We start from the raw sequence: 22,960 nt of genomic DNA, 5'->3' as shown, positions 1-22,960 counted from the left end.
CGTCGGCCACATGAACGGAGGAACCACCCATGTCCTACCGCATCCGCGCGGGCGGCCTGGAACGGCACACCGGCGCAGAGGTCCTGCGCATCGAGCCCTGGGGGCCGGACGCCCTGCGGGTGCGCGCCGCGTCCGGGACGATCGACCCCGCCGCCCCCGGCGCCCTGGAGGCCCCGTCGCCGTGCCCGCCGGCCGAGCCGTCCGTCTCGGAGGACGGCGGCGCCCGCCTGGTCAACGGCCGCATCGCCGTCGAGGCCACGGCGGACGGCCGCCTGAGGTTCCTGGACACCGCCTCGGGCCGCGAGCTCCTCGCCGAGCGGAGCCCGTTCGCGCACCACACCGGCGCCCGCGTCCACGCACCGGGCGGCCGGACGGAGCAGTCCTTCGCGGCGTACGACGGCGAACGGCTGCACGGCCTGGGGCAGCACCTGCACGGGCGCCTGGACCAGAAGGGATGCGTGGTCGACCTCGTCCAGTCCAACACCGTGGCGGCCGTGCCCTTCCTGCACTCCTCGCGCGGCTACGGACTGCTGTGGAACAACCCCGCCACGGGCCGCGTCGAACTCGGCGCCGACGCCACCCGGTGGACCGCCGACGCCGGCGGGCGCATCGACTACTGGATCACGGCCGGCGCCACCCCGGCCGAGGTCCTGGACTCCTACACCCGGGCCACCGGCCGCCCGCCCCTGCTCCCCGACTGGGCCTCGGGCTTCTGGCAGTCCAGGCTGCGCTACCGCACCCAGGACGAACTCCTGTCCGTGGCACGGGAGTACAGGCGGCGGGGCCTGCCGCTGTCCGTCATCGTCTGCGACTTCTTCCACTGGCCGAGGATGGGCGACTGGCTCTTCGAGGAGAGCGAGTGGCCCGACCCGGCCGCCATGGTCAAGGAGCTGTCGGACCTCGGGGTGCAGCTCGCCGTCTCGGTGTGGCCCACCGTCGAGCCCGACAGCGACGCCTTCGACGGGCTGCGCTCGGCCGGGCACCTCGTCCGGGACGCGGACGGCGGCCTGCTCACCTTCCCCTGGCCGTCCCGGTTCAGCGGGCAGGAACGCGGGAGCCGTCCGATGGCGTACTACGACGCCACCCACCCCGGGGCCCGCGCCGAGCTGTGGCGGCGGCTGGACGCCAACTACCGTGCGCTGGGCGTGGCCTGCTTCTGGCTGGACGCCTGCGAACCCGACCTCCCCCCGGGCATCGCCGAGCGCGCCGTCTACGCGGCCGGGTCGGCGGCCGAGGCCGCGAACCTCTACCCGCTGGAGCACGTCCGTGGCGTGGCCGAGGGACTGCGCGCGGCGGGGGAGGACCGGCCGCTGTCGCTGGTCCGCTCCGCCTGGGCGGGCAGCCAGCGCCACGGGGCCCTGCTCTGGTCCGGCGACATCCCCACGACCTTCGACTCCCTCGGGCGCCAGATCAGGGCGGGGCTGAACGTCGCGATGAGCGGCATCCCGTGGTGGACCACCGACATCGGCGGCTTCTTCGGCGGCGACCCGCAGGACCCGGCCTACCGCGAACTGCTGATCCGGTGGTTCCAGTACGGCACCTTCTGCCCCGTCATGCGGCTGCACGGGGACCGCGTGCCCAACTTCCCGGCCTTCTCCACCGACATGACCGGCGGGCCCAACGAGGTCTGGTCGTACGGGGAGGAGGCGTACGGCATCCTGCGCGCCCACCTGGCCCTGCGCGAACGCCTGCGCCCCTACCTGAGGACGCTCTCCGAGGACGCCCACCGCACCGGCGCCCCGCCGATGCGCCCGCTGTTCTTCGACTTCCCCGGGGACGAACGCGCCTGGGGCGTGGACGACCAGTTCCTGCTCGGCCCCGACGTGCTGGTGGCACCCGTGTACCAGGCCGGCGCCCGCTCCCGCCGGGTGTACCTGCCCTCCGGCGCCCGCTGGCTCGACCCGGCCACCGGCCGCGCCGCCGAGGGCGGGACGACGCTCGACGCGGACGCCCCGCTGGAACGCCTCCCGGTCTTCGTCCGGGAAGGGGCCGAGGTCGGGGGCCTGCTCCGCTGACCCCGGCCGGGGCCGGTCAGCTCCCGCCCATGCCGCCCTGGGCGGCGACGACGGTCAGGTTCAGCCCGTGCACTGCCCGCGCCAGGCCCGGGGTTCCCTCGGCGAGCCGGGCGGTGAGCGCGGCGATCCGCTCGCGGTGGGACCGGCGGTCGTGGCCCGAGAGCACCAGCCGCAGGTGTCCGTGGGCGGCCAGCGCCGCGAGGACCGCGTCGCCGAACGGCACCGCGGCGACCGGGGCGCCGCCCCGGACGACCTCGGCCACCCGCAGCTGGAGGTCCAGGGCCTCGCGCGGATCGTCCACCGTCACCGCCCGGTGCGGCGCGACCGGGCCGTAGGGGTCGCGGTCGGCCATCGTCACCGCACCGAGCACCGCGAGCAGCTCCTCGACGGCCTCCAGGGTGTCCTCGCGTCCGCGCCTGATCCACGCCTTCCAGGAGCGCGGCCGCTCGGCCACCTCCGCGATCAGGGCGTCCAGCACTGGGTCCCCCGTGGCAGCGGCGGAGACGATCCGTACCCGGCCCGCCCCGTCCTCGTCGACGGCGCCCCGGTGCGCGAGCTCGGCCAGCGCGGCGGCCCGCACCAGGAACCCGGCCCGGGCGCGGTCCTGCAACGACTGCGCCCGGGTGTCGAAGGCCAGCAGATAGGCGTCCAGATGGAGTCCTCGGCTCATGGGACCGACGATACGGCGCGCCGCCCCGCTCGCCGTCGCTCCGCGGGAGGACCCGCCCTCCACCTGCGGGAGCACGCCCGGCCCGCCTCGGAGACGCCGGGTACGTCTACGCCACCCTCGACAGTGCCGGGACCGGGAGGCTAGGCTCGCGCGCAGGCAAGCTATTCAATTTGTTGACTATGGAGCCCGCCCGTGCACCCCTTCCGCGCAGCCGTCGAGGCCGACGACCACGACGCCATCGAGGCCCTCCTGGCCGAGGACGTCGTCTTCACCAGCCCCGTCGCCTTCAAGCCCTACCCGGGCAAGGCCATGACCGCCGCGATCCTGCGCGCCGTCGGCCGGGTCTTCGAGGACTTCCACTACGTCCGCGAGATCAACGACCCCGAAGGCCGCGACCACGCCCTCGTCTTCAAGGCCACCGTCGACGGCCGCGAGGTGCACGGCTGCGACTTCCTCCACCTCGACGAGGACGGCCTGATCGACGAGTTCACGGTGATGGTCCGCCCGCTCTCCGGCGCGCAGGCGCTCGCCACCGCGATGGGCGCGCAGTTCGAGCGGATCGCCGCCGAGGCGCTGGGTGCGTCCGAGGCGTGAGCGCGACGACGGGCCCGTACCGCTACGTCGCGGTCGGCGACAGCCAGACCGAGGGGCTGGGCGACGGTGACGAGACGGCCGGATGGCGCGGCTGGGCGGACCGACTGGCCGAGACGATCGCCGCACACGAACCCGGCCTGCGCTACGCCAACCTCGCCGTCCGCGGCCGGCTCGCCGGCCAGGTGCGGGCCGAACAGCTTGCCCCCGCCCTCGCGCTGCGGCCGGACCTGGTCAGCGTGGTCGCCGGGATGAACGACCTGATGCGGCCGGGCTTCGACGCGGCCGAGACCGTGGCGGAGCTGGACGCGATGTTCGCCGCCTTCACGGCGAGCGGGGCACGGGTGCTCACCTTCACCTTCCCCGACATCGGCCGGATCGCGCCCCCGGCCCGCGCACTGCGCCCCCGGGTGCTGGACCTGAACGCGCGCATCCGGGCCACGGCCGAGCACCGCGGGGTCGTGGTCGTCGACTTCTTCCGGCACGAGGTGACGAGCGATCCGCGCATGTGGAGCGCGGACCGGCTGCACGCCAGCCCGCTCGGCCACGCCGGCATCGCCGCCGCGGCGGCCGAGGCGCTGGCGCTGCCCGGCAGTGACGGCGGGTGGGCCGAGCCGCTGCCGCCGCTCCCGGCGACGGGGGCCGGGCGGCGAGCGGCCCAGGAGGCCGCCTGGATCGGCACCTTCCTCGGGCCGTGGCTGATGCGCCGCCTGCGCGGCCGCTCCTCCGGCGACGGGCGGGTGGCGAAGCGCCCGGACCTGCGGCCCGTCGAGGCACCCCGGCCCGTCGAGGCACCGCGGCCCGTCGAGGCACCCCGGCCCGCGCACTGAGCGGGCGGGGCCCCGGGATTCGTCAGACCGGGCCCTGCGCCGGCCCCTGAGCGGCAGGGGCCGGCGCGGTGGCCCGCCTCCGGTCCAGGACGGCGAGCGCCTGCTCGCACCAGCGCTGGTTCTCGCGCTCGAACGACAGCCCGCGCATCAGCGTCAGATACGGCCCGATCCGCTCGGCCGTGGCGAGGTACTCGTCCTCGAAACGCCCGTCCAGCAGCCGCGCCCGCAGGCGCTCGTAGCGGGCCACCTTGGCCTGCGCCCACACCAGGCGTTCGAGCAGCGCCGCGCGCACGGCCTCCGGGTCGCCCGCGTCCACGGCCTGCACCTGGACGAGCAGCTCGTCCCGGATCGCGGACGGCCGGGGCGGCGTGGCCGTGAACGCCCGCAGGGCGGCGCGGCCCGCCTCGGTGAGCGAGAACAGCCGCTTGTTCGGCCGCCGTTCCTGCTCGACGACCCGGGCGCTGACCAGCCCCTCGGCCTTCATTCGGTCCAGCTCCCGGTAGAGCTGCTGCGGGGTGGCCATCCAGAAGTTCGCCGCCGACGCGTCGAAGGCTTTCGTCAGGTCGTAACCGGACGCCTCGCCCTCCAGGAGGGTCGACATGATCGCGTTGCGCAGGGCCATGCCGACAGCCTAGCGAGCGCCGGGGACAGCGGCCACCGATGCGATTAGTCAACAAGTTGCGTATTCCTACCGGCCTCCGCCACGCCGGCCGGGTCGTACGGCCTGCACGACCCGGCCGGCGCACCCGTTCCGGTCAGCGGGCGCCGAGGAGGTGCTCCAGGGCGAGCTGGTCCAGCTGCTCGAAGGCCATGCCGCGGCGGGCGGCGGCGTCGACGTCGAACTCCTCGAAGGCGGAGCGGTCCGCCAGCAGCCCGGCCAGGCCGTCCTCGGCCGTGGGGAGGGCGAGTTCGGGCAGACGGGACGCGGCGAGCGCGGCCCGGACCTCCGGGTCGGCCCGGAAGGCGCGCGAACGCTCCGCCAGCAGCAGGTAGTTGCGCATGCAGCCGGCCGCCGAGGCCCAGACGCCGTCGAAGTCCTCGGTGCGCGGCGGCTTGAAGTCGAAGTGCCGCGGGCCGTCGTAGCCGGCCGACTCCAGCAGGTCGACCAGCCAGAACGCCTGGCGCAGGTCGCCCGCGCCGAAGCGCAGGTCCTGGTCGTACTTGATGCCGGACTGGCCGTTGAGGTCGATGTGGAACAGCTTGCCGTGCCACAGGGCCTGGGCGATGCCGTGCGGGAAGTTGAGCCCGGCCATCTGCTCGTGGCCGACCTCCGGGTTGAGGCCGACCCGCTCGGGGCGCTCCAGCGCGTTGATGAACGCCAGGGCGTGGCCCACGGTGGGCAGCAGGATGTCCCCGCGCGGCTCGTTGGGCTTGGGCTCGATCGCGAACCGCAGGTCGTAGCCCTGCTGCTCGACGTACTCGCCGAGCAGGTCGAAGGCCTCCTTCAACCGGTCCAGCGCGGTGCGCACGTCCTTGGCCGCGCCGGACTCGGCGCCCTCGCGCCCGCCCCAGGCGACGTAGACCGAGGCGCCGAGTTCGGCGGCCAGGTCGATGTTGCGGATGGTCTTGCGCAGGGCGTAGCGCCGGACGTCGCGGTCGTTGGCGGTGAAGGCGCCGTCCTTGAAGACCGGGTGGGTGAACAGGTTGGTGGTCGCCATCGGGACCTTCAGCCCGGCGGAGTCCAGGGCGCTGCGGAAGCGCTTGACGGTCTCCTCGCGGGTGGCGTCGCCCGCGCCGAAGGGGATCAGGTCGTCGTCGTGGAAGGTGACGCCGTAGGCGCCGAGTCCGGCCAGCCGCTGCACGGTCTCGACCGGGTCGAGGGCGGGGCGGGTCGCGTCGCCGAAGGGGTCGCGCCCCTGCCAGCCGACGGTCCACAGGCCGAAGGTGAACTTGTGCGCGGGGGTGGGGACGAGCGGGTCACTGGACATGGAACGGCTCCCGATGAGTGCCAGGGGTGTTTGTCAGGACTCTCAACAAATTAGTATGCCGGGACGTCGGAAGGAACCCCCGTACCGGAGGAACGCATGGCTGAGCAACGCGTCGTGATCGGCTTCGACAGCTCGACCCAGTCCACCAAGGCCCTCGCCGTCGACATCGACACCGGCACCGTCCTCGGCCAGGGGCGCGCCCCGCACACCGTCAGCACGGGAGCCGGCCGCGAGAGCGACCCCGAGCAGTGGTGGCGGGCGCTCGGCGAGGCCGCCGCCGCGACGGGCTGGGCCGACCGCGCCGCCGCCGTCTCGGTCGCCGGCCAGCAGCACGGCCTCGTCACCCTCGACGCCGCCGGGGCGCCGGTCCGCCCGGCGCTGCTCTGGAACGACGTCCGCTCCGCGCCCCAGGCCGCCGAACTCGCCGCCGCGATCGGCGCGGCGGACCTCGCGCGCCGCACCGGCAGCGTCCCCACCGCCGCCTTCACCGCCCCCAAGTGGGCCTGGCTGCGCGCCAACGAGCCCGCCGCCGCCGAGCGGACCGCCGCCGTCCGCCTCCCGCACGACTTCCTGACCGAGCGTCTGACCGGAGCGGCGGTCACCGACCGGGGCGACGCCTCCGGCACCGGCTGGTGGGGCCCGGACGGCTACGACCACGACCTGCTCGCCCGCATCGGGCTCGACCCGGCCCTGCTGCCCCGGGTCCTCGCGCCGGGTGCCCGCGCCGGTACCGTCCGCCCCGGCACGCCGCTGCGGGAGGGCGCCGCCGTGGCCACCGGCACCGGGGACAACATGGCCGCCGCCCTCGGGCTCGGCCTGCCGCCCGGTCAGCCGGTGCTCAGCCTCGGCACCTCCGGCACCGTCTACGCCGTCGGCCGCACCCGGCCAGCCGACCCGAGCGGCACCGTAGCCGGCTTCGCCGACGCCCTCGGCCACTGGCTGCCGCTCGCCTGCACGCTCAACTGCACCCTCGCCGTCGACCGCTTCGCCGCCCTCCTCGGGCGAGGCCGCGAGGAGGTCGAGGAGGGCGGCACCGCCGTCGTCCTGCCCTACCTGGACGGCGAGCGCACCCCCGACCTCCCGGGCGCCTCCGGCCTCGTCCACGGGCTGCGCCACGACACCACCCCGGGCCAGCTGCTCCAGGCCGCCTACGACGGCGCCGCCCACGCCCTGCTCGCCGCCCTGGACGGCGTGCTGAGCGCCGGCGGCGCCGACCCGGCGGGCGAGGAGCCGTTGCTGCTCATCGGCGGCGGCGCCCGGGGCCGGGCCTGGCAGCGGACCGTGCTGCGGCTCTCCGGCCGGGCCGTCCAGGTGCCCGAGGCCCGGGAACTGGTCGCACTCGGCGCGGCCGCCCAGGCCGCCGCGCTGCTCACCGGCGAGCAGGCCGACGAAGTGGCGCGCCGCTGGCGGACGGCCCGGGGCCCGGTGCTGGAGCCGGTGAAGCGGGACGAGGACGCGCTCGCGCGGATCGGCGATACCCTGCGACGGGCCGGGGCCTTGCAGGGCGCCCCGGCCGAGGACCGGTAGGAGGGGCAGCGCGTGACGGCGGTCGGCAGGGCGGCGAGCAGGGGAGCGGAGCACGGGCCCGCCTCGCTGCAGGACATGCGGCGGCAGAACCTCTCGGTCGTCCTCGCCGCCGTCGCCGCACACAGCCCGCTCTCCCGGGCGGACGTCTCCGGGCGCGTCGGACTGACCAGGGCCGCCGTCTCCTCGCTCGTCGACGAGCTGATCGGCCGCGGAGCGGTGACCGAGGCCGCGGCCACCGCCAGCGGACGGGTCGGCCGGCCCGGACGCGCCCTCACCATGGCCGACGACGGCCCGGCGGGCCTCGGACTGGAGATCGGCGTCACCCACCTCGGCGCCTGCGTGGCCGACCTGCGCGGCGAACCGCGGGTGTGGCGCCGGGTGGAACGGGCCAACGCGGGCCGGCCCGCCGAAGCCGTCCTGGCGGACCTCGCCGCACTGGCCGACGAGGCCCAGGCCGAGGCCGCCGCCCTCGGACTGCGCGTCGCGGGCCGCGTCCTGGCCGTCCCCGGGGTGGTCCCCAACACGCCGCGCGGACTGCTGGAGCGCGCGCCCAACCTCGGCTGGCACGGCGTCCGGCTCGCCGACCACTGGCCGGACCCGGACACCGTGCCTGAGCCGGAGAACGAGGCCAACCTCGGGGCGCTGGCCGAGTACTGGAACGCCGGGAACCCGGTGGAGACCTTCGTCCACGTCTCCGCCGGGGCCGGGATCGGCGCCGCCCTGGTCATCGACGGGCGGCTGTTCCGGGGCGCCCGCGGCTTCGCCGGGGAACTCGGCCACATCCCCGTCCACCCGGACGGCCCCCGCTGCCCCTGCGGCGCCCGGGGCTGCCTGGAGCAGTACGCGGGCGAGGCGGCCGTGCTGCGCGAGGCCGGCCTCGCACAGCACGACGGCGCGGGCACCGGCGACCCGGTCGCGCTGCTCGCCGAACGGGCGGCGGCCGGGCACCCGCCGACCCTGGCGGCGCTGGAGCGCGCGGGCCGCGCCCTCGGCCTGGCCCTCACCTCCGCCGTCGACCTCATCGACCCGGACCGCCTCGTCCTCGGCGGCGCCTACGCCGAACTCGCCGGATGGCTGCTGCCCGCCGTCCGCGCCGAGCTGGCCGAGCGCGTCACCGTACGGCCCTGGGCCGAGGAGGCGCTGCGCCCGGCCGCCCTGGGGCGGCGCGGGCCCCTGCTCGGCGCGGCGCTGACGACGGTCCGGCGCATCATGGCCGATCCGACGCTGCTCCCCGCCGCCTGACCAGGAGCCCGCGCGGCACGGGTCAGTCGTGCTCGACCACGACCATCGCGTGCCCGTCCGCGGTGGTGACCCGCACGTGGACGTACCCGCCGTCGTGCTCCCAGGCCAGCTCCTGCCCGGCGGGCTGCAGCCGCACCGAGCGCGGCGCCGCGGCGAGCCGGAGGGAGACGGGCACGTCGACCAGCGGGAACGGGTCGTGCACCAGGTCCAGTTCGGGGGTCTCCCGGGACGGGACGAAGCTGGTCAGGTGCACCACCGTGGCGGTGTCGGTCCGTACCACGGTGGTCTCCAGGTGGACCGGCCCGCCCGCGCGGACCAGCGGGTCCGGCAGGAGCCGGTCCAGGGCGGCGCCGAGCAGCCGGCGGTACGGTTCCAGGCCGTGGTCGTGGAACGCCTCCAGCAGCGGGACGGCCACCGCGGCCACCCCGCCGCCGACGGCGAGGGCCACCTCCTCGGTCGGGTCGGCCGGCGGCGTGTAGGAGTGGCCGCAGAAGCGGTCCCAGGAGCGCGGGAAGTACGGCGCGACGACCCGGGCCAGCACCTCGGCGCCGGGCATCGCGCGGGCGGTCAGCCGGGAGCCGTGGCTGATCACCGGGAAGTCCTCCGGGACACCGGGGACGCCCTCGCAGGCGAGGAACACCTCACCGGCCGGGGCCGGGGCCAAGCCCTCCACCGGGAGGCCGGGCAGCGCGGGCTCCGTGCCGCCCCGCAGCAGCGCGGGCTCCGTGCCGCCCCGCAGCAGCGCGGGCTCCGTGCCGCCCCGCAGCAGCGCGGGCCCGACCAGCACCACCGCCCCGCCGGCCCGGCGGTACGCGGCCAGGCGCTCGGAGAGGTCGTCGTCGACGGGGGTGCTCTCCGGCACCACGACGGCCCGGTACCCGGCCAGGTCGGCCGTCGGCGGGACGACGTCGAACTGGACCCGCAGCTGCTGGAGCGCCCGGACGGCGCCGATGTTGCTCGCGCCGGGGCGGTCCCCCAGGCCGGGGTCGACGACCAGGGCGACCTCGCTGACGACCCGTCCGCCCTCGACGAACGGCTCGCACCGCGCGATGTGGCCGTAGACCGAGCCGATCAGCTCGTACACGGCCGGGGCCGGCACGCCCCGCGGATGCAGCACGTCGCCCACGCCGCTGGTCAGGCCGTGGCTCAGCATCTGGCTGTTCTCGTAGAGCAGCGCCGCCCGTGGCTTGAGGGCGGCGTTGTCGCCCCAGCTCTCGTGGAAGCGCCCGGTGTGGCTGAGGGTCGGCATCCCCAGCGGGCGGACGAAGCGGGCCACGTACGGGAGGAAGGCGTAGCCCCAGCCTCCGGTGGGCAGGCCCTCGATCTCGACGTGCCGCAGGAACTGCCGCTCCTTCGGCAGCCCGGTCTTCGGGCGGCCGTTGTAGTAGACGCCCTGGACGGCCTCCGGCGGCAGGGCCTTCTCCACCATCGCGGTGTAGCGGGCCATGTAGCGGTGGGCCACCAGGTCCGCGTAGCGCATGCGGTGGTCGGCGTCGGCCGGGTCCAGGCCCTCCCTGCGCATCCCGTCGACGGCCCAGCGGCTCAGGCTCGGCTGGCTCCAGCACATGTCGACGAAGATCCCGTCGACGGGGGCGAAGCGCCGCAGCACCTCGTCCAACTGGTCGGCGAAGTAGTCGGCGTAGGGGCTGGACAGGTCGAGGATGTTCCAGCCCGCCTCGAGGGCGGAAGGGGTCCAGCGGGCGATCTTGAGGTTCTCGTCGTGGGCGACCCACTCAGGGTGTTCGCGGGCCGCGTACTCGTCGACCTGGAGGGACAGGTAGATCGGCGCGCGGATGCCGGCCGCGTGCAGGGCGTCGACCTGTTCGGCGAGCAGGTCCAGGTCGGGGGAGAGGCCGGGGTGGCGCTCGGGACGGTCGGTCCCGTAGTAGAGGTGGCCGTGGTGGCACTTGGCGAAGACGGTGACGCTGTCGACGTGGGCGTCGCGGAAGGGCTGCGCGAAGGTCGCCGGGTCGAAGTCCCGGCCGACGTCGGGGACATCGGGGCCGGTGTGGAAGTCCAGGTGTACGGTGCGCCGGGGGAAGCGAGCAGGGTTGAGAGCGTTCACATGTCCCTGGGTCATGGGATGGATTTATAGGAGCCAGGTGTGGCAGAGTCCAGGGGTTTTGCAGAATGAGGCTCAAAATCCATGACGGAGAAGGGGACTTGGGCCGGGCTCCGGCCTCTCGCCGGTGAGCCGGGTTCTTCCGTTCCCCTCTCGGACATGGGATCTCTTGCCAGCTCGGCGCCGAGCCGCCGGCCCCATCTCTGGAGCGCCCGCATGCCCCTCGACCCCTTTCTCGCCGACAAGGTGCACCTTCTCGACGGCCTCGACTGGCCGCAGGTCCAGAGCGACCCGCAGGCCGCGGCGCGGCTGGGGGAGTACCTCCGCGATCCCGGCGAGTGGACCGCCCCGGACGTCTCGGTGGAGGACCGCACGGTGCCGGGCCCCCACGGGCGGATCCCGATCCGGATCTACACCCCCGCCACCGAGCCCGGCCGCGCGCTGCTGTGGCTGCACGGGGGCGGGTTCCAGGGCGGCGACCTCGACATGCCCGAAGCGCACCAGGTGTCCGCCGAACTCTCCACCCGGGCAAGCGCGTTGGTGGTGTCGGTCGACTACCGCCGGGCCGTGGACGGTACGCACTACCCGGTCCCCGTCGACGACGCCCACGCCGCATGGCGCTGGCTCGGCGAAACCCTGCGGCTGCGCTCCGGCTCCGCGACCTGGGCCAACGCCGCCCGGACGCCCTGCTGCTCGCCTATCCCTTCGCGCACTTCCCGAACCCGGCGCTGGACGCGGACACCCGGGTCGAGATGGAGGCGCTTCCGCCGCTCCTGCGGTTCACCACCGAGGGGATCGAGTCCATGGTGCGGAACTACGTGGGGCGCCTGAGCGACCTGCCCCCGTCGGCGATGCCCGGAGCCGCGGACCTGCGTGGTCTTCCCGCGACGGCCATCGTGGTCGCCGAGTACGACGACCTGAGGCCCTCGGGTGAACTCCTGGAACGACAGCTGGCCGAGGTGGGCGTCGGCGTACGGTCCTACCTGGCCGCGGGCATGACGCACGGTCACCTCAACCGCAACTCGTCGCTTGGAGAGGTCGACCGCTCGCTCGACTTCCTCGCCGCCGTGCTCGCCGACGGCGCCGCGGCCCCGGCGGAGCACCCCACCCATAAGGGATGAATGCCCCACCATCGGCCTCACGTAGCAGGCTCCCGGTAGGCCCTCCCCGGCACGCTTCCCCAGTGGCCCCTGCCCGGATCTGGCCGTCGGACCGGTTCTGCGGCTACCGTGAAGGCAGCATGGGAGCGCTCCCAAGGCGGTGGCCGGAAGGGCGCGGTCCGGCGCGGTAATGTGTCGAGGGGGTGGCGCCGGCCGAGCGGGTCTCGCGCCGGAACCCCCGCGGAGCTCGGGAGGACCGGGCAGAACAGGACGGGACGTCAGAATGAACGACAGCGCGGGGCGACCCGCCGGCGGACCGGCCGCCCGGCCGACCCTGGAGGAGGTCGCCGCGCTGGCCGGGGTCGGCCGGGGCACGGCCTCCCGGGTGATCAACGGATCGCCGCGGGTCAGCGAGAAGGCGCGCACGGCGGTGGAGCGGGCCGTGGCGGAGCTGGGGTACGTGCCCAACCGGGCGGCCCGCGCACTGGCGACCTCGCGTACCGACGCGATCGCCCTGGTGGTGCCGGAGGCCGAGACGCGGCTGTTCTCGGAGCCGTACTTCGCCGACATCATCAGCGGGGTCTCCGCCGAACTCTCCTCCACCCAGCTCCAGTTGCTCCTGGTCCTGGTACGCGACCAGCGCGAGCACGAGCGCCTGTCGGCCTATCTGCGGGCCGACCGGGTGGACGGCGTGCTGCTGGTCGCCGTGCACCAGGACGACCCCCTGCCGGTCATGCTGGAGGAGCTCGGCATCCCCGCCGTACTCGCCGGCCGCCGCGGCGAGCACGAGCCGCTCAGCTACGTGGCGGCCGACAACGCGGGCGGCGCCCGGATGGCCGTGCGCCACCTGCTGCGCCGCGGCTGCCGCCGGATCGCGACCGTCACCGGCCCGCTGGACATGGAGGGCGCGCAGGCCCGCCTCGCGGGGTACCGGGCGGCGCTCGCCGAGAGCGAGGCCGGGACGCTGCCGGAACTCGTCGCGGTGGCCGACTTCACCGAGAGCGGGGGCCGCGCCGCGATGGCCGAACTCCTGGAGCGCGAGCCCGGGGTGGACGCGGTCTTCTGCGCCTCGGACGTCCTGGCCGCGGGGGCCCTGCAGGCGCTCAGGGCGGCGGGCCGCCGGGTGCCGCAGGACGTCGCGGTGGTCGGCTTCGACGACTCGATCGTGGCCCGGCACACCGATCCGCCGCTGACCACCGTGCGGCAGCCGACCCAGGAGATGGGGCGGGCGATGGTCCGCCAGCTGCTGGAGCAGATCGCCGAACCGGGCAGGGCGCGGCGCCAGCTGGTCATGGCGACCGAGCTGGTGGTGCGCGACTCGGCCTGACCGGGGAACAGCCCGGTGCCGGGGCCCTTGGCGGGCCCCGGCACCGTTGCGGTAGGAGCTCAGCCGGCCGCGAGGTGGGCCCGGTAGCCCGCCCCGTACGCGGTCGGGGTGCCGTCGTAGGCCGAGATCAGCGAGGGGCCGTTGGAGCAGTCCCAGGTGTTCCAGGTCCACGCCAGGTACGAGATCCCGTGCCGGTCCAGCCAGGGCAGCAGGGTGTCCAGGTACCCGGAGGCGCAGTCGTTCTCGCCCAGCTCCCCGGCGACCACCGGGACGGCCGCCGCCACCGGGGCCACCTGAACGTCCCAACAGCTCGACGAGGCACAGGCGTTGAAGTTGTACGAGTGCCAGGAGGCCGCCAGCTGGTGCAGCGGGTCCGTCGGCCGGTGGCTGAGCCACCCGGTGAGGTCGTTGGCGTACTCCATCCCGCCGAGCATCAGGACGTTGTCCGCGCCGGTGCCGCGCACGGCGTCCACCAGGGACTGCATCCCGGCCACCGGGTAGTCGATGCCCGGGCAGGTGCCGCCGTCCCGCCAGCAGGCCCAGCCGCTGTCCGTGCCGCCGGTGGCGCGGGAGGGGTAGGGCTCGTTGAACAGGTCGAGGACGGTGGCGCCGTCCCCCTTGAAGGCGGTGGCCACCGAGCGCCAGAACGGGACGGCGTTCGCGGCGTCCGGCATGGGCTTCTGGCAGGTGGCGGTCGCGGTGGAGCAGGCCGAGGAGTTGCCGGTGTAGACGCCGTCGGTCCAGTGCAGGTCGAGGACGGTGTTCAGCCCGTTGCGGTGCAGCAGCGCAACGTAGGACTTGACCGCCTCGATGTAGGTGCTTCCCGCGTAGGCGGCCGGGACGTTCGGCAGGCCGAGCCAGCAGTCCTCGTTGAGCGGGACGCGGACGGCGGTGACGTGCCAGGCGCGCATCGCGTCGATCGACGTCTGGTCCACGGGCCCGTCGAAGAGGCCCTTGCCCTGGACGCAGGCGAACTCGGCGCCGGAGCGGTTGACGCCGCGCAGGGTGACGGTGCGCCCGCTCGGGTCCTGGAGCTGGTTGCCCGCCACGTGCAGGGCCGGGGCCGGACCGCCCGGCGGCGGGGTGGTCGGGGGCGGGGACGTCGGCGGTGTGGTCGGCGGGGTGCTGGGTGGTGTGGTCGGCGGCGTGGTCGGAGGGCCGGACGGCCCGCGGCAGACGGTGCCGTTGAGGGTGAAGGTGGTGGGGGCGGTGTTGGTGCCGGTGTAGGTGAAGTTGGCGCTGGTGGTGTACGTGGCGCCGGGGTTGATGGTGGGGGCGTAGCTGGGGTTGGTGGCGGTGACGGTGTGGCCGGTCTGGGTCCAGGTGCCGTTCCAGCCGTTGGTGAGGGTCTGGGTGCCGGTGTAGTCGTAGCTGAGGGTCCAGCCGTTGACGGGGGTGGTGCCGGTGTCGGTGATGGCGAGGTTGGCGGTGAATCCGCTGCCCCAGTCGTTGGCGGTGTAGCTGACGCCGCAGGACACCCCGGCGGTGGCGGCGGACGTGGCACCGGGCGGTAGCAGCAGGGCGCCGGCCAGCGCGCCGGCGGCGACGGCCGCCGTCGCGAACAGGGAGGCGTGCGGGCGGTGAGGGGCACGGGAGGCGCGTACGGCTCGGGCAATCATGGGGCGGCTCCGGTGGAAGCCGGGCCGGCCGGCGGGTGGGACCGGCCGGCCCGGGTGGGGGAGGGGTGCGGGTCAGCCCGCGGTGCAGCTGAGGGTCGGAGCGGTGTTGGCGCCCGAGTAGCTGCCCTGGAATCCGAAGCCGGTGCTGCCGCCGGCCGCGATCGTGCCGTTGTAGCCCGCGTTGACGGCGGAGACGGCGGCGCCGCTCTGGGTCACGGTGGCGTTCCAGCCGTTGGTCACCTGCTGGTTGCCCGGCCAGGTCCAGGTGACCTTCCAGGACGTGGTGGGCGTGCTGCCGGTGTTGGTCACCGTGACGTTGGCACCGAAGCCGGAGCCCCAGTCGTTGGCCACGGAGTAGCTCGCGGTGCAGCCACTGCCGGTCCCGCCGCCGGTGCTCGCGGTGGTGGCGGTGACGGCCGCGGAGACCGGTGAGGTGTTGCCGGCGGCGTCGAAGGCGTCGACGGTGTAGCGGTAGGCGGTGGCGGGTGACAGGCCGGTGTCGGAGTAGGTGGTGCCGGTGCCGGTGCCCACCTTGGCGCCGTCGCGGTAGACGTGGTAGCCGACGACGCCGACGTTGTCGGTGGCGGCCGTCCAGGAGAGCGAGGCGCCGGTCGCGGTGGTGCCGGTGACGGTCAGCCCGGCCGGGGTGCTCGGCGGGGTGGTGTCACCGCCGCCGGTGGAGGCGCCGAGGGCCGGGTAGGCGTTCTGCACCAGCTGCCGGAACTGGGCGCCGAACCACTGGCCGGCCTTGACGTTGTCGCCGGGGAAGGAGTTGGTCGGGTAGGTGTTGCCGTTGCCGTCGCTCTGCGTCCCGGCCGGGTCGCAGTGCGGGTCGCCGTGCGGGTGCGTCGCCGAGGGGTAGTCGCCGTCCGACTCGCCCGGCGGCTTCACCCACAGGAAGGCGATGATCGGGCTGGCCGACCCGAAGGGCTGCGCCTGCGGACGGGCGCCGATGCCCGCGCCGTAGACGTTGCACCAGTTGCCCCGGAAGACGCGCTGGTCCACCTTGTTGGCGGCGACGTAGCCGTCGACCGTGGTCGGCGTGCTGTTGACCCCGGTGGGCCGGGCGCTGCCGCCCCAGCCGTTGCGCGAGGTGTCCACCAGGAAGCCGACGGTGCTCGGGAAGCCGTTGGAGACCATGGTCGAGTACATCTGGCCGGCGTAGTTGTACTCGTCGAAGTCCGGGTTCCACTGGTAGAAGTTGGCGGACCTCAGCGGCTGCCCGCCGACCTGGAGGTTCTGGTCGGGCAGGTACGGCTCGTTGAGCGGGGTGTAGTTGGCGGTGTTGCTGATGAAGCCGTCCACGCTGGCGAATCCGCCGGTGGTGGCCTTGGCGACCTTGGCGTACTCCTGGCCCGCCGGGACCATGTTGGTGGGCCAGCCGAGCCAGCCCGAGTGGCCGATGTCCAGGTAGTTGTAGACGTTGCCGATCGGGTGCAGCTTGTTCAGCGCGTACTCGATGCCGGCCTCGTAGAGCGGGGTCGCGGTGGCACAGGCCGGCTTGCTCTGGTTGGTGACGGCGTTCGGCAGCGAGTCCGGCTCGATGATCGCGGCGATCCGCAGCGAGGCGTACTTCGGGTCGGCGAGGACGGCCGCGATCGGGTCGATGTACTGGCTCTGGTACGTCGCCAGGCCGGCGGCGGTGGCGGGGAGTTCGCCGTTGGAGGCGATGGCGGCGCAGTCCCGGCCGGGCAGGTCGTACACGACGACCTGGAGGACCACGGGGGTGCTGCCGGCGGCGGCCTGGGCCAGGGCCCGGTCGAGGTGGCCGCGCAGGCCGAGCCGGCCGTTGTCGCCGGCGATGGCGCCGATGTGGTCCATCCAGACGGCGGTGGAGTTGTTCGCCACCTGCGCCTCGGCGGCACCCAGGGTGCCGCCGTCGGCGGCGGCCTGGGCGCTGACCTGGGCGGTGTAGTCCGGGTTGAGGTAGCCGGTCGCGCCGACGAACGGGTTGACCGGGCGGGCGGTGGCGGCGTGCGCGGCCTGCGCGCCGGCGACCGGGACGAGGGCGGAGACGCCGAGCGCGGTCGCGACGGCCGCTGTTCGGAGTCGGCGGAGGGCGGAGAGTGGCACGGTCGGGTCCCTTCGGGTGGGGTGGTGGGCCCGGGGGTTGGGTGCCGGGTCGGACGCTGCGGTCGGGGTCCGGGGCGCCCGGGCCTGCAGCCGGGACGGAGCGTGTGATGGGAGCGCTTCCATATTCCGGCAGACGGCTTTCGCCGCTGCCTGAGTCACATGAAGCCAGGCCGCAGCTGGCCCGTCAAGAGCTCCGACGCGCAGGCCCGAGGGTTAAATGGGTGCGCTCCCACGGGAGTTGGCAGGGCCGTGAAACTTTCCCGCCGACGCCCCGACCCGGGTACGGACGTCCCCGCTGGTCGGCGGCGGGGTGGCGGACGGGGGCCGGACCGGGCGGCGCGCGGCGGGGTTTGCCGGGCCGTTCACCCGCGGAACCCTGCGCCACGCGGGGCCGGAGGACGCCGGCCCCTGCTTCCTCCCACCCGATCCGGAGGCCCGTGCATGCCACGCAAGACCCTGCGCTCCCGCGCGCCCGTTCCCACCGTCGCCGCACTCAGCGCCCTCGCCCTGGCGGCGGCGACCGGCGGCGCGCTCACCGCCCCGGCGTCCGCCGCCACCGCCGGGGTGTCCTGCGGCGTCAGCTACACCGCCAACGACTGGGGCAGCGGATTCACCGCCAACCTCGCCATCACCGACACCGGCACCACCCCCGTCAACGGCTGGACCCTCAGCTACGACTACACCGGCACCCAGACCCTCACCAACGGCTGGAACGGCACCTGGACCCAGACCGGCCACACCGTCACCGCCATCAACCCCAGCTACGCCCCCACCATCAACCCCGGCGCCACCTACACCACCAGCGCCAACTTCACCTACACCGGCACCAACACCGCCCCCACCACCTTCACCCTCAACGGCACCGTCTGCCGCGGGCCGAACCAGCCGCCGACGGTCTCGCTCACCTCCCCGGCGGCGGGCACGACCTTCACCCCCGGCTCGACCGTGCCGCTCGCGGCGACCGCCGCGGACGCGGACGGCACCGTGGCCAAGGTGGACTTCTACGCCAGCACCGGCCCCGGCGACAACAGCCCGGTCGGCACCGCCACCACCGCGCCCTACACGCTGAACTGGGCGAACGTGCCGGCCGGCGACTACTCGCTGACCGCCGTCGCGACCGACAACCTGGGCGCGACCACCACCTCGGCCCCGGTCGCGGTCAAGGTGGCCGGACCGAGCCTGCTGGTCAACCCGAGCACCCTGGCGGTCCAGCAGGGCTCCAGCGGCGCCTTCACGGTGGCCCTCTCCCAGGCCCCGGCCGCCCCCGTCACGGTGACGGTGACCCGCTCCGGCGCCGACACCGACCTGTCGGTCACCTCGGGCGGAAGCCTCACCTTCACCCCGGCCACCTGGAACACCCCGCAGACGGTGACCGTCGCGGCCGGTACGGACGCCACCCAGGCGGGCGGCAGCGCCACCTTCACCGCGACCGCCACCGGCTACGGCTCGTCGGCCGTCACCGTCACCGAGGCGGCGAAGAGCTCGGGGTACGACCAGTACTTCCTCGACCTCTACAGCAAGATGAAGAACCCGGCGAACGGCTACTTCAGCCCGCTCGGCATCCCGTACCACTCGGTGGAGACGCTGATGGTCGAGGCGCCCGACTACGGCCACGAGACCACGTCGGAGACCTACAGCTACTGGCTCTGGCTGGAGGCCGACTACGGCCGGGTGACCGGCGACTGGACCGGGTTCAACAACGCCTGGACCAGCCTGGAGACGTACATGATCCCCGGGCACGCCGACCAGCCCGGCCAGGGCACCTACAACCCGTCCAAGCCGGCCACCTACGGCCCGGAGAAGGCCCAGCCGGACCAGTACCCGGTGAAGCTGAACTCCTCCGTCCCGGTCGGCACGGACCCGCTGGCCGGTGAACTCTCCACCGCCTACGGCAGCCCGGACGTGTACGCGCCCGCCTGGATCATGGACACCGACAACAAGTACGGCTTCGGCCGCTGCGAGGACGGCACCACCAAGCCGAGCCTGATCAACACCTACCAGCGCGGCCCGCAGGAGTCGGTCTGGGAGACCGTCCCGCAGCCCGACTGCGACGTGCTGAAGTACGGCGCCTCCGGCTCGGGCTTCCTCAGCCTCTTCAACGACGGCGGCGGGAACTACTCCAAGCAGTACAAGTACACCGACGCGCCGGACGCGGACGCCCGCCTGGTCCAGGTCGCCTACTGGGCCCGGACCTTCGCCACGGCGCAGAACAGGAGCGCGGCGATCAGCGGCACCGTCGCCAAGGCGTCCAAGCTCGGGGACTTCCTGCGCTACTCGCTCTACGACAAGTACTTCAAGCGCGCCGGCAACTGCAACGGGTCGAGCACCTGCCCGGCCGGCACCGGCAAGGCCGACGAGCAACTCGGCCTGCTGACCTGGTACTTCGCCTGGGGCGGCGACACCGGCGGGTCCTGGTCCTGGCGGATCTCCGGCTCGGCCGCGCACCAGGGCTACCAGAACCCGATGGCGGCCTGGGCGCTGTCCACCGACCCGGCGCTCACGCCCAAGTCGCCCAGCGCGGCGGCGGACTGGTCCGGCAGCCTGGACAAGCAGCTCCAGTTCTACCAGTGGCTGCAGTCCACCGAGGGCGGGATCGCGGGCGGCGCCACCAACAGCTGGGGCGGGAACTACGGCGACGACGGCGCGCCGCCGGCCGGCAACCCGACGTTCTACGGCCTCGCCTACGACTGGCAGCCGGAGTACCACGACCCGCCCAGCAACCAGTGGTTCGGCTTCCAGACCTGGTCGATGGAGCGGGTGGCCGAGTACTACTACGCCACCGGCGACGCCAGGGCCAAGGGCGTGCTGGCCAAGTGGGTCCCGTGGGCGATCTCGGTCAGCAAGGCGGACCCGGCCACCGGCACCCTGACCACGCCCGACGTCCTCACCTGGACCGGCGCTCCGGACACCTGGAACGCCACCGCACCGGGCGCCAACACCGGCCTGCACGTGAAGGCCACCGGCGCGCTCACCGACCTCGGGGTGGCCGGCTCGCTGGCCAAGACCCTCTCGTACTACGCGGCGAAGGCCGGCGACGGCACCGCGCAGAGGTTCGCCCAGAACATCCTGGACATCATCCACGCCAAGTACGCCGACCCGCTCGGCTACTCGGCCCCGGAGACCCGCACCGACTACAGCCGCTTCACCCAGGCGTACGACCCCGCCACCCACCAGGGGGTCTACCTCCCGCCGGGCTGGAGCGGGACGTACCCGGACGGCACGAAGCTCAGCTCGGCCACCAACACCTTCCTGTCCATCCGGCCCTGGTACACCGGCGACCCGCAGTGGTCGAAGGTCCAGTCCTACCTGAACGGCGGCCCGGCGCCGGTGTTCAACTACCACCGGTTCTGGGCCGAGGCGGACATCGCCACGGCGTTCGACACCTTCGCCCAGCTCTTCCCGACGGTGAACCCGGGCGGCTGACGCCCGCACCCGCACCGCGGTGGTGGGGGGGGGCGGGCGCCCCCCGCCCCCCCCCCCCCCCCCCCCCCCCCCCCCCCCCCCCGCCCGGCCCCCCCCCCGGGGGGGGGGGCGCCCCCCCGCCCCGCCCCCCCGCCCGGGGGGGCCCCGGGGGGGGCCCCCCCCCCCCCCCCCCGGGGGGGGGGGCGGGCCCCCCCCCCCCCGCCCCCCCCCCCACCACGCCCGGCCCCTCAGCCCGCCGAGTCGCGCAGCACCAGGGTGGTCGGCAGCACCAGGGACGCCGAGCGGTCCGGGCGGGTCAGCAGCATCTCCAGGGCCCGGGCGCCGAGTTGCTCGACCGGCTGGCGCACCGTGGACAGCCGGGCCCGGGCCGCGGCCGGGGCGTCGTCGAAACCGATCACCGCGACCTGCTCGGGCACCCGGTGCCCGAGCCGTTTCAGCACGCGCAGGGCGCCCAGGGCCATCGGGTCGGAGGCGGCGAACACCGCGTCCAGGGCCGGGCGCCGGCGCAGCAGCCGCAGCATAGCGTGCTCGCCGGAGGCACCGGAGAAGTCCCCGTAGGCCACCTCGGGCCCCACCGCCGTCTCGGCCTGGGCGAGCGCCTGCCGGTAGCCCGCCAGGCGGTCCGCGCCCACGGCGGTGTCCGGCGGTCCGGCGATGGTCACCACCGACCGCCGTCCGGACGCGCACAGCCGCAGCACGGCGTCGCGGGCGCCGCACAGGTTGTCCGCGTCCACGTACGCCACCGTGCCCGCGCCCGGCGGACGGCCGACGGACACCGCCGGCACGCCCGCGGCCCGCAGCAGGCGCGGCAACTCCAGCGTCTCCCACGCGCCGACGAGCAGCACGCCGTCCACGTGCCCGCCGCACAGGTGCCGCAGCAGGGCGGGCCGCTGCGCGCTCCCGGGGACGGTGAAGACCGCCACCTCGAGTTCCAGCCCCGCCGCGGCCTCCCGCAGCCCCGCCAGCAGCCGGAGGTGGAACGGGTCGGTGTGGTAGCGCACCGGATCGGCGAAGGCCACCACGGCCACCACGCCGGTGCCCCGCCCGCGCGGAGCACGGCGCCGCACGTACGCCAGCTCCCGTGCGGCGGCCATCACCCGGGCGGACACGGGCGGCGAGACGGGCGCCGAGCGGTTCAGCACCCGGGAGGCGGTCGCGGTGGAGACGCCGGCCCGCCGGGCGACCTCGGCCAGGGTGGCGGGCGCGGCTGCGGCAGGGGCTGTGGCGGGGGCTGCGGCGGGGGCGGACAGGTCGGAGGCGGGCTTCGGCATGGGAGGGGTCCTCACCGGTCGGGTGGAGGGGTGGGGGAAGGGCGCGTCGCCCGCTACGCCGCGTCAGGTCACCATCGCGCACGGCCCGGACGCCGTCAAGAAGCGCGTCACCGGATGCTCCACCGACCGGGAACGGCCCCGGAACCGCCCTTGGAGGGCGGTTCCGGGGCCGGCCGCAGGGCTCTCGGGCCCGTCAGGGAACGATGACCAGCTTCCCGCGGGTGTGGCCGGTGCGGCTGGCGTCGAAGGCGTCGGCCGTCCGCTCCAGCGGGAAGGTCTGCGCGACCTCCACGGTCAGGGCGCCGCGGTCCGCCAGCGCGGCCAGCTCGGCGAGCGCGGCGCCGTCCGGGCGCACCCAGATCCACGCGCCGCCGTGCTGGGTCACCGAGGGATCGGCGACGGAGACATGACGGCCGCCGTCGGCGAGCACGGCGAGCGTCGTCTCCAGCTGGCCGCCGACGAAGTCCGCGACGGTGGAGACGCCGCCGGGTGCCAGCGCGCGCACCCGTTCGGCCAGCCCCTCTCCGTAGGTCACCGGCTCGGCGCCGAGCTTGCGCACGAAGTCGTGGTTGCGCTCCGAGGCGGTGCCGATCACCCGGGCCCCGCGGTCGCGGCCGAGCTGCACGGCGAGGCTGCCCACCCCGCCCGCCGCGCCGTGCACCAGGAGCACGTCGGCGGGGCCGACCTCCAGGCGTTGCAGGCTGCGCAGCGCGGTCAGGCCCGCCAGCGGCAGGCCGCCCGCCTGCTCCCAGCTGAGCGAGGCGGGCTTGCGCGCCACCGCGGGCGCGGAGACCGCGACGTACTCGGCGAAGGTGCCGGCCTGCACCACGTCCTTGCGGGCGTACGCCATCACCTCGTCCCCGGGCGCGAACTCGGGCGTGTCCGGGCCGGTGCGGGTGACCACGCCCGCCACGTCCCAGCCGGGGACGGCGGGGAAGACGGTGTCCATCATCGGGTCCAGTCCGCCCGCCATGACCTTCCAGTCGACGGGGTTGACGGAGGCGGCCCGGACCTGGATCAGCACCTGGCCGGGGCCGACCTTGGGATCGGGCACCTCGCCGTACCGGAGCCGGGAGTTGTCCGGGGCGTAGGAGTCGTAGGTCACCGCGCGCATGTACGGACCTCCAGGGGGGCGATGGGCCGGCCCCGTGCACCCCGGGGCGGGTGCGGCGGGGGCCCGGGGGCCCCCCATGGCCGCCCCCCCCCGCCCCGCCGCGGGGGGGGGGCCGGCGGGGGGGGCCCGCCCCCCCCCCCCCGCCCCACCACCCCGCCGGGCGGCCCT

Annotated in this window: 16 protein-coding genes and 1 pseudogene; 9 read left to right on the top strand and 8 right to left on the bottom strand. The window is 74.9% G+C overall.

The annotated features are described in order from the left end of the window. Positions 1–29: 29 nt before the first annotated feature. Positions 30–2,015: a TIM-barrel domain-containing protein gene (locus ACIQWA_RS08555; protein WP_402479930.1), complete on the top strand. Its 1,986-nt coding sequence runs from the start codon at positions 30–32 to the stop codon at positions 2,013–2,015. Positions 2,016–2,031: 16 nt separating this feature from the next. Here the strand turns inward: ACIQWA_RS08555 and ACIQWA_RS08550 are convergent, their stop codons facing one another. Then, a complete protein-coding gene (locus tag ACIQWA_RS08550) occupies positions 2,032–2,685 on the bottom strand; it encodes a GPP34 family phosphoprotein (protein WP_402479927.1) in 654 nt (217 codons plus the stop codon). Positions 2,686–2,877: 192 nt separating this feature from the next. Here ACIQWA_RS08550 and ACIQWA_RS08545 point away from each other — a divergent pair, with 192 nt between their 5' ends. After that, positions 2,878–3,279, top strand: coding sequence for a nuclear transport factor 2 family protein (locus ACIQWA_RS08545; protein ID WP_402479924.1), 402 nt, complete (start codon positions 2,878–2,880; stop codon positions 3,277–3,279). Continuing rightward, complete coding sequence (locus ACIQWA_RS08540; protein ID WP_402479922.1) at positions 3,276–4,106, top strand: SGNH/GDSL hydrolase family protein; 831 nt, start codon at positions 3,276–3,278, stop codon at positions 4,104–4,106. The genes ACIQWA_RS08545 and ACIQWA_RS08540 overlap by 4 nt, the downstream gene beginning before the upstream one ends. A gap of 22 nt (positions 4,107–4,128) precedes the next feature. On the opposite strand, the gene ACIQWA_RS08535 is transcribed toward ACIQWA_RS08540, so the two are convergent. Together ACIQWA_RS08535 and xylA are read right to left on the bottom strand one after the other, a co-directional pair. Continuing rightward, positions 4,129–4,728 carry a PadR family transcriptional regulator gene (locus tag ACIQWA_RS08535; RefSeq protein ID WP_402479919.1) on the bottom strand — a complete coding sequence of 200 codons (600 nt, stop codon included), beginning with the start codon at positions 4,726–4,728 and terminating at the stop codon, positions 4,129–4,131. Between the two features lie 133 nt (positions 4,729–4,861). Continuing rightward, positions 4,862–6,034, bottom strand: coding sequence for a xylose isomerase (gene xylA, locus ACIQWA_RS08530; RefSeq protein ID WP_402479916.1), 1,173 nt, complete (start codon positions 6,032–6,034; stop codon positions 4,862–4,864). A gap of 96 nt (positions 6,035–6,130) precedes the next feature. On the opposite strand from xylA, the gene xylB reads away from it, so the two are divergent. Together xylB and ACIQWA_RS08520 are read left to right on the top strand one after the other, a co-directional pair. Beyond that, complete coding sequence (xylB, locus tag ACIQWA_RS08525) at positions 6,131–7,561, top strand: xylulokinase (protein ID WP_402479913.1); 1,431 nt, start codon at positions 6,131–6,133, stop codon at positions 7,559–7,561. A gap of 12 nt (positions 7,562–7,573) precedes the next feature. Next, complete coding sequence (locus ACIQWA_RS08520) at positions 7,574–8,803, top strand: ROK family protein (protein ID WP_402479912.1); 1,230 nt, start codon at positions 7,574–7,576, stop codon at positions 8,801–8,803. A gap of 22 nt (positions 8,804–8,825) precedes the next feature. Here the strand turns inward: ACIQWA_RS08520 and ACIQWA_RS08515 are convergent, their stop codons facing one another. Next, positions 8,826–10,883, bottom strand: coding sequence for a beta-galactosidase trimerization domain-containing protein (locus ACIQWA_RS08515; RefSeq protein ID WP_402479909.1), 2,058 nt, complete (start codon positions 10,881–10,883; stop codon positions 8,826–8,828). 66 nt (positions 10,884–10,949) lie between these two features. Between ACIQWA_RS08515 and ACIQWA_RS08510 the strand changes: the two are divergent. The 3 genes and pseudogenes from ACIQWA_RS08510 to ACIQWA_RS08500 form a co-directional block, all read left to right on the top strand. After that, positions 10,950–11,441: pseudogene (locus ACIQWA_RS08510) on the top strand (alpha/beta hydrolase fold domain-containing protein); the annotation flags it as partial. Between the two features lie 38 nt (positions 11,442–11,479). After that, the gene (locus ACIQWA_RS08505) at positions 11,480–11,986 is read left to right on the top strand and encodes an alpha/beta hydrolase fold domain-containing protein (protein WP_402479906.1); all 507 of its coding nucleotides are present in this window, start codon (positions 11,480–11,482) and stop codon (positions 11,984–11,986) included. Positions 11,987–12,248: 262 nt separating this feature from the next. Next, on the top strand, positions 12,249–13,292 hold the full coding sequence (locus tag ACIQWA_RS08500; RefSeq protein WP_402479905.1) for a LacI family DNA-binding transcriptional regulator: 1,044 nt from the start codon (positions 12,249–12,251) through the stop codon (positions 13,290–13,292). A 59-nt stretch (positions 13,293–13,351) separates the two neighbouring features. Here the strand turns inward: ACIQWA_RS08500 and ACIQWA_RS08495 are convergent, their stop codons facing one another. Together ACIQWA_RS08495 and ACIQWA_RS08490 are read right to left on the bottom strand one after the other, a co-directional pair. Further along, a complete protein-coding gene (locus tag ACIQWA_RS08495; RefSeq protein ID WP_402479902.1) occupies positions 13,352–14,911 on the bottom strand; it encodes a cellulase family glycosylhydrolase in 1,560 nt (519 codons plus the stop codon). Between the two features lie 72 nt (positions 14,912–14,983). After that, positions 14,984–16,984, bottom strand: coding sequence for a glycoside hydrolase family 6 protein (locus ACIQWA_RS08490; RefSeq protein WP_402479899.1), 2,001 nt, complete (start codon positions 16,982–16,984; stop codon positions 14,984–14,986). Positions 16,985–17,425: 441 nt separating this feature from the next. Between ACIQWA_RS08490 and ACIQWA_RS08485 the strand changes: the two genes are divergently transcribed. After that, positions 17,426–20,407, top strand: coding sequence for a glycoside hydrolase family 48 protein (locus ACIQWA_RS08485; RefSeq protein WP_402479896.1), 2,982 nt, complete (start codon positions 17,426–17,428; stop codon positions 20,405–20,407). A gap of 227 nt (positions 20,408–20,634) precedes the next feature. Here the strand turns inward: ACIQWA_RS08485 and ACIQWA_RS08480 are convergent, their stop codons facing one another. Both ACIQWA_RS08480 and ACIQWA_RS08475 read right to left on the bottom strand, forming a co-directional pair. Beyond that, the gene (locus tag ACIQWA_RS08480) at positions 20,635–21,678 is read right to left on the bottom strand and encodes a LacI family DNA-binding transcriptional regulator (protein ID WP_402479893.1); all 1,044 of its coding nucleotides are present in this window, start codon (positions 21,676–21,678) and stop codon (positions 20,635–20,637) included. A gap of 193 nt (positions 21,679–21,871) precedes the next feature. Further along, positions 21,872–22,792, bottom strand: a complete 921-nt coding sequence (locus tag ACIQWA_RS08475; RefSeq protein WP_402479891.1) for an NADP-dependent oxidoreductase — start codon at positions 22,790–22,792, stop codon at positions 21,872–21,874. Between the last annotated feature and the right edge of the window lie 168 nt (positions 22,793–22,960).

The sequence above is a fragment of the Kitasatospora sp. NPDC098652 genome (assembly GCF_044760155.1).
Taxonomy (GTDB): domain Bacteria; phylum Actinomycetota; class Actinomycetes; order Streptomycetales; family Streptomycetaceae; genus Kitasatospora.
This window is presented reverse-complemented; position numbering and strand designations above follow the sequence as displayed.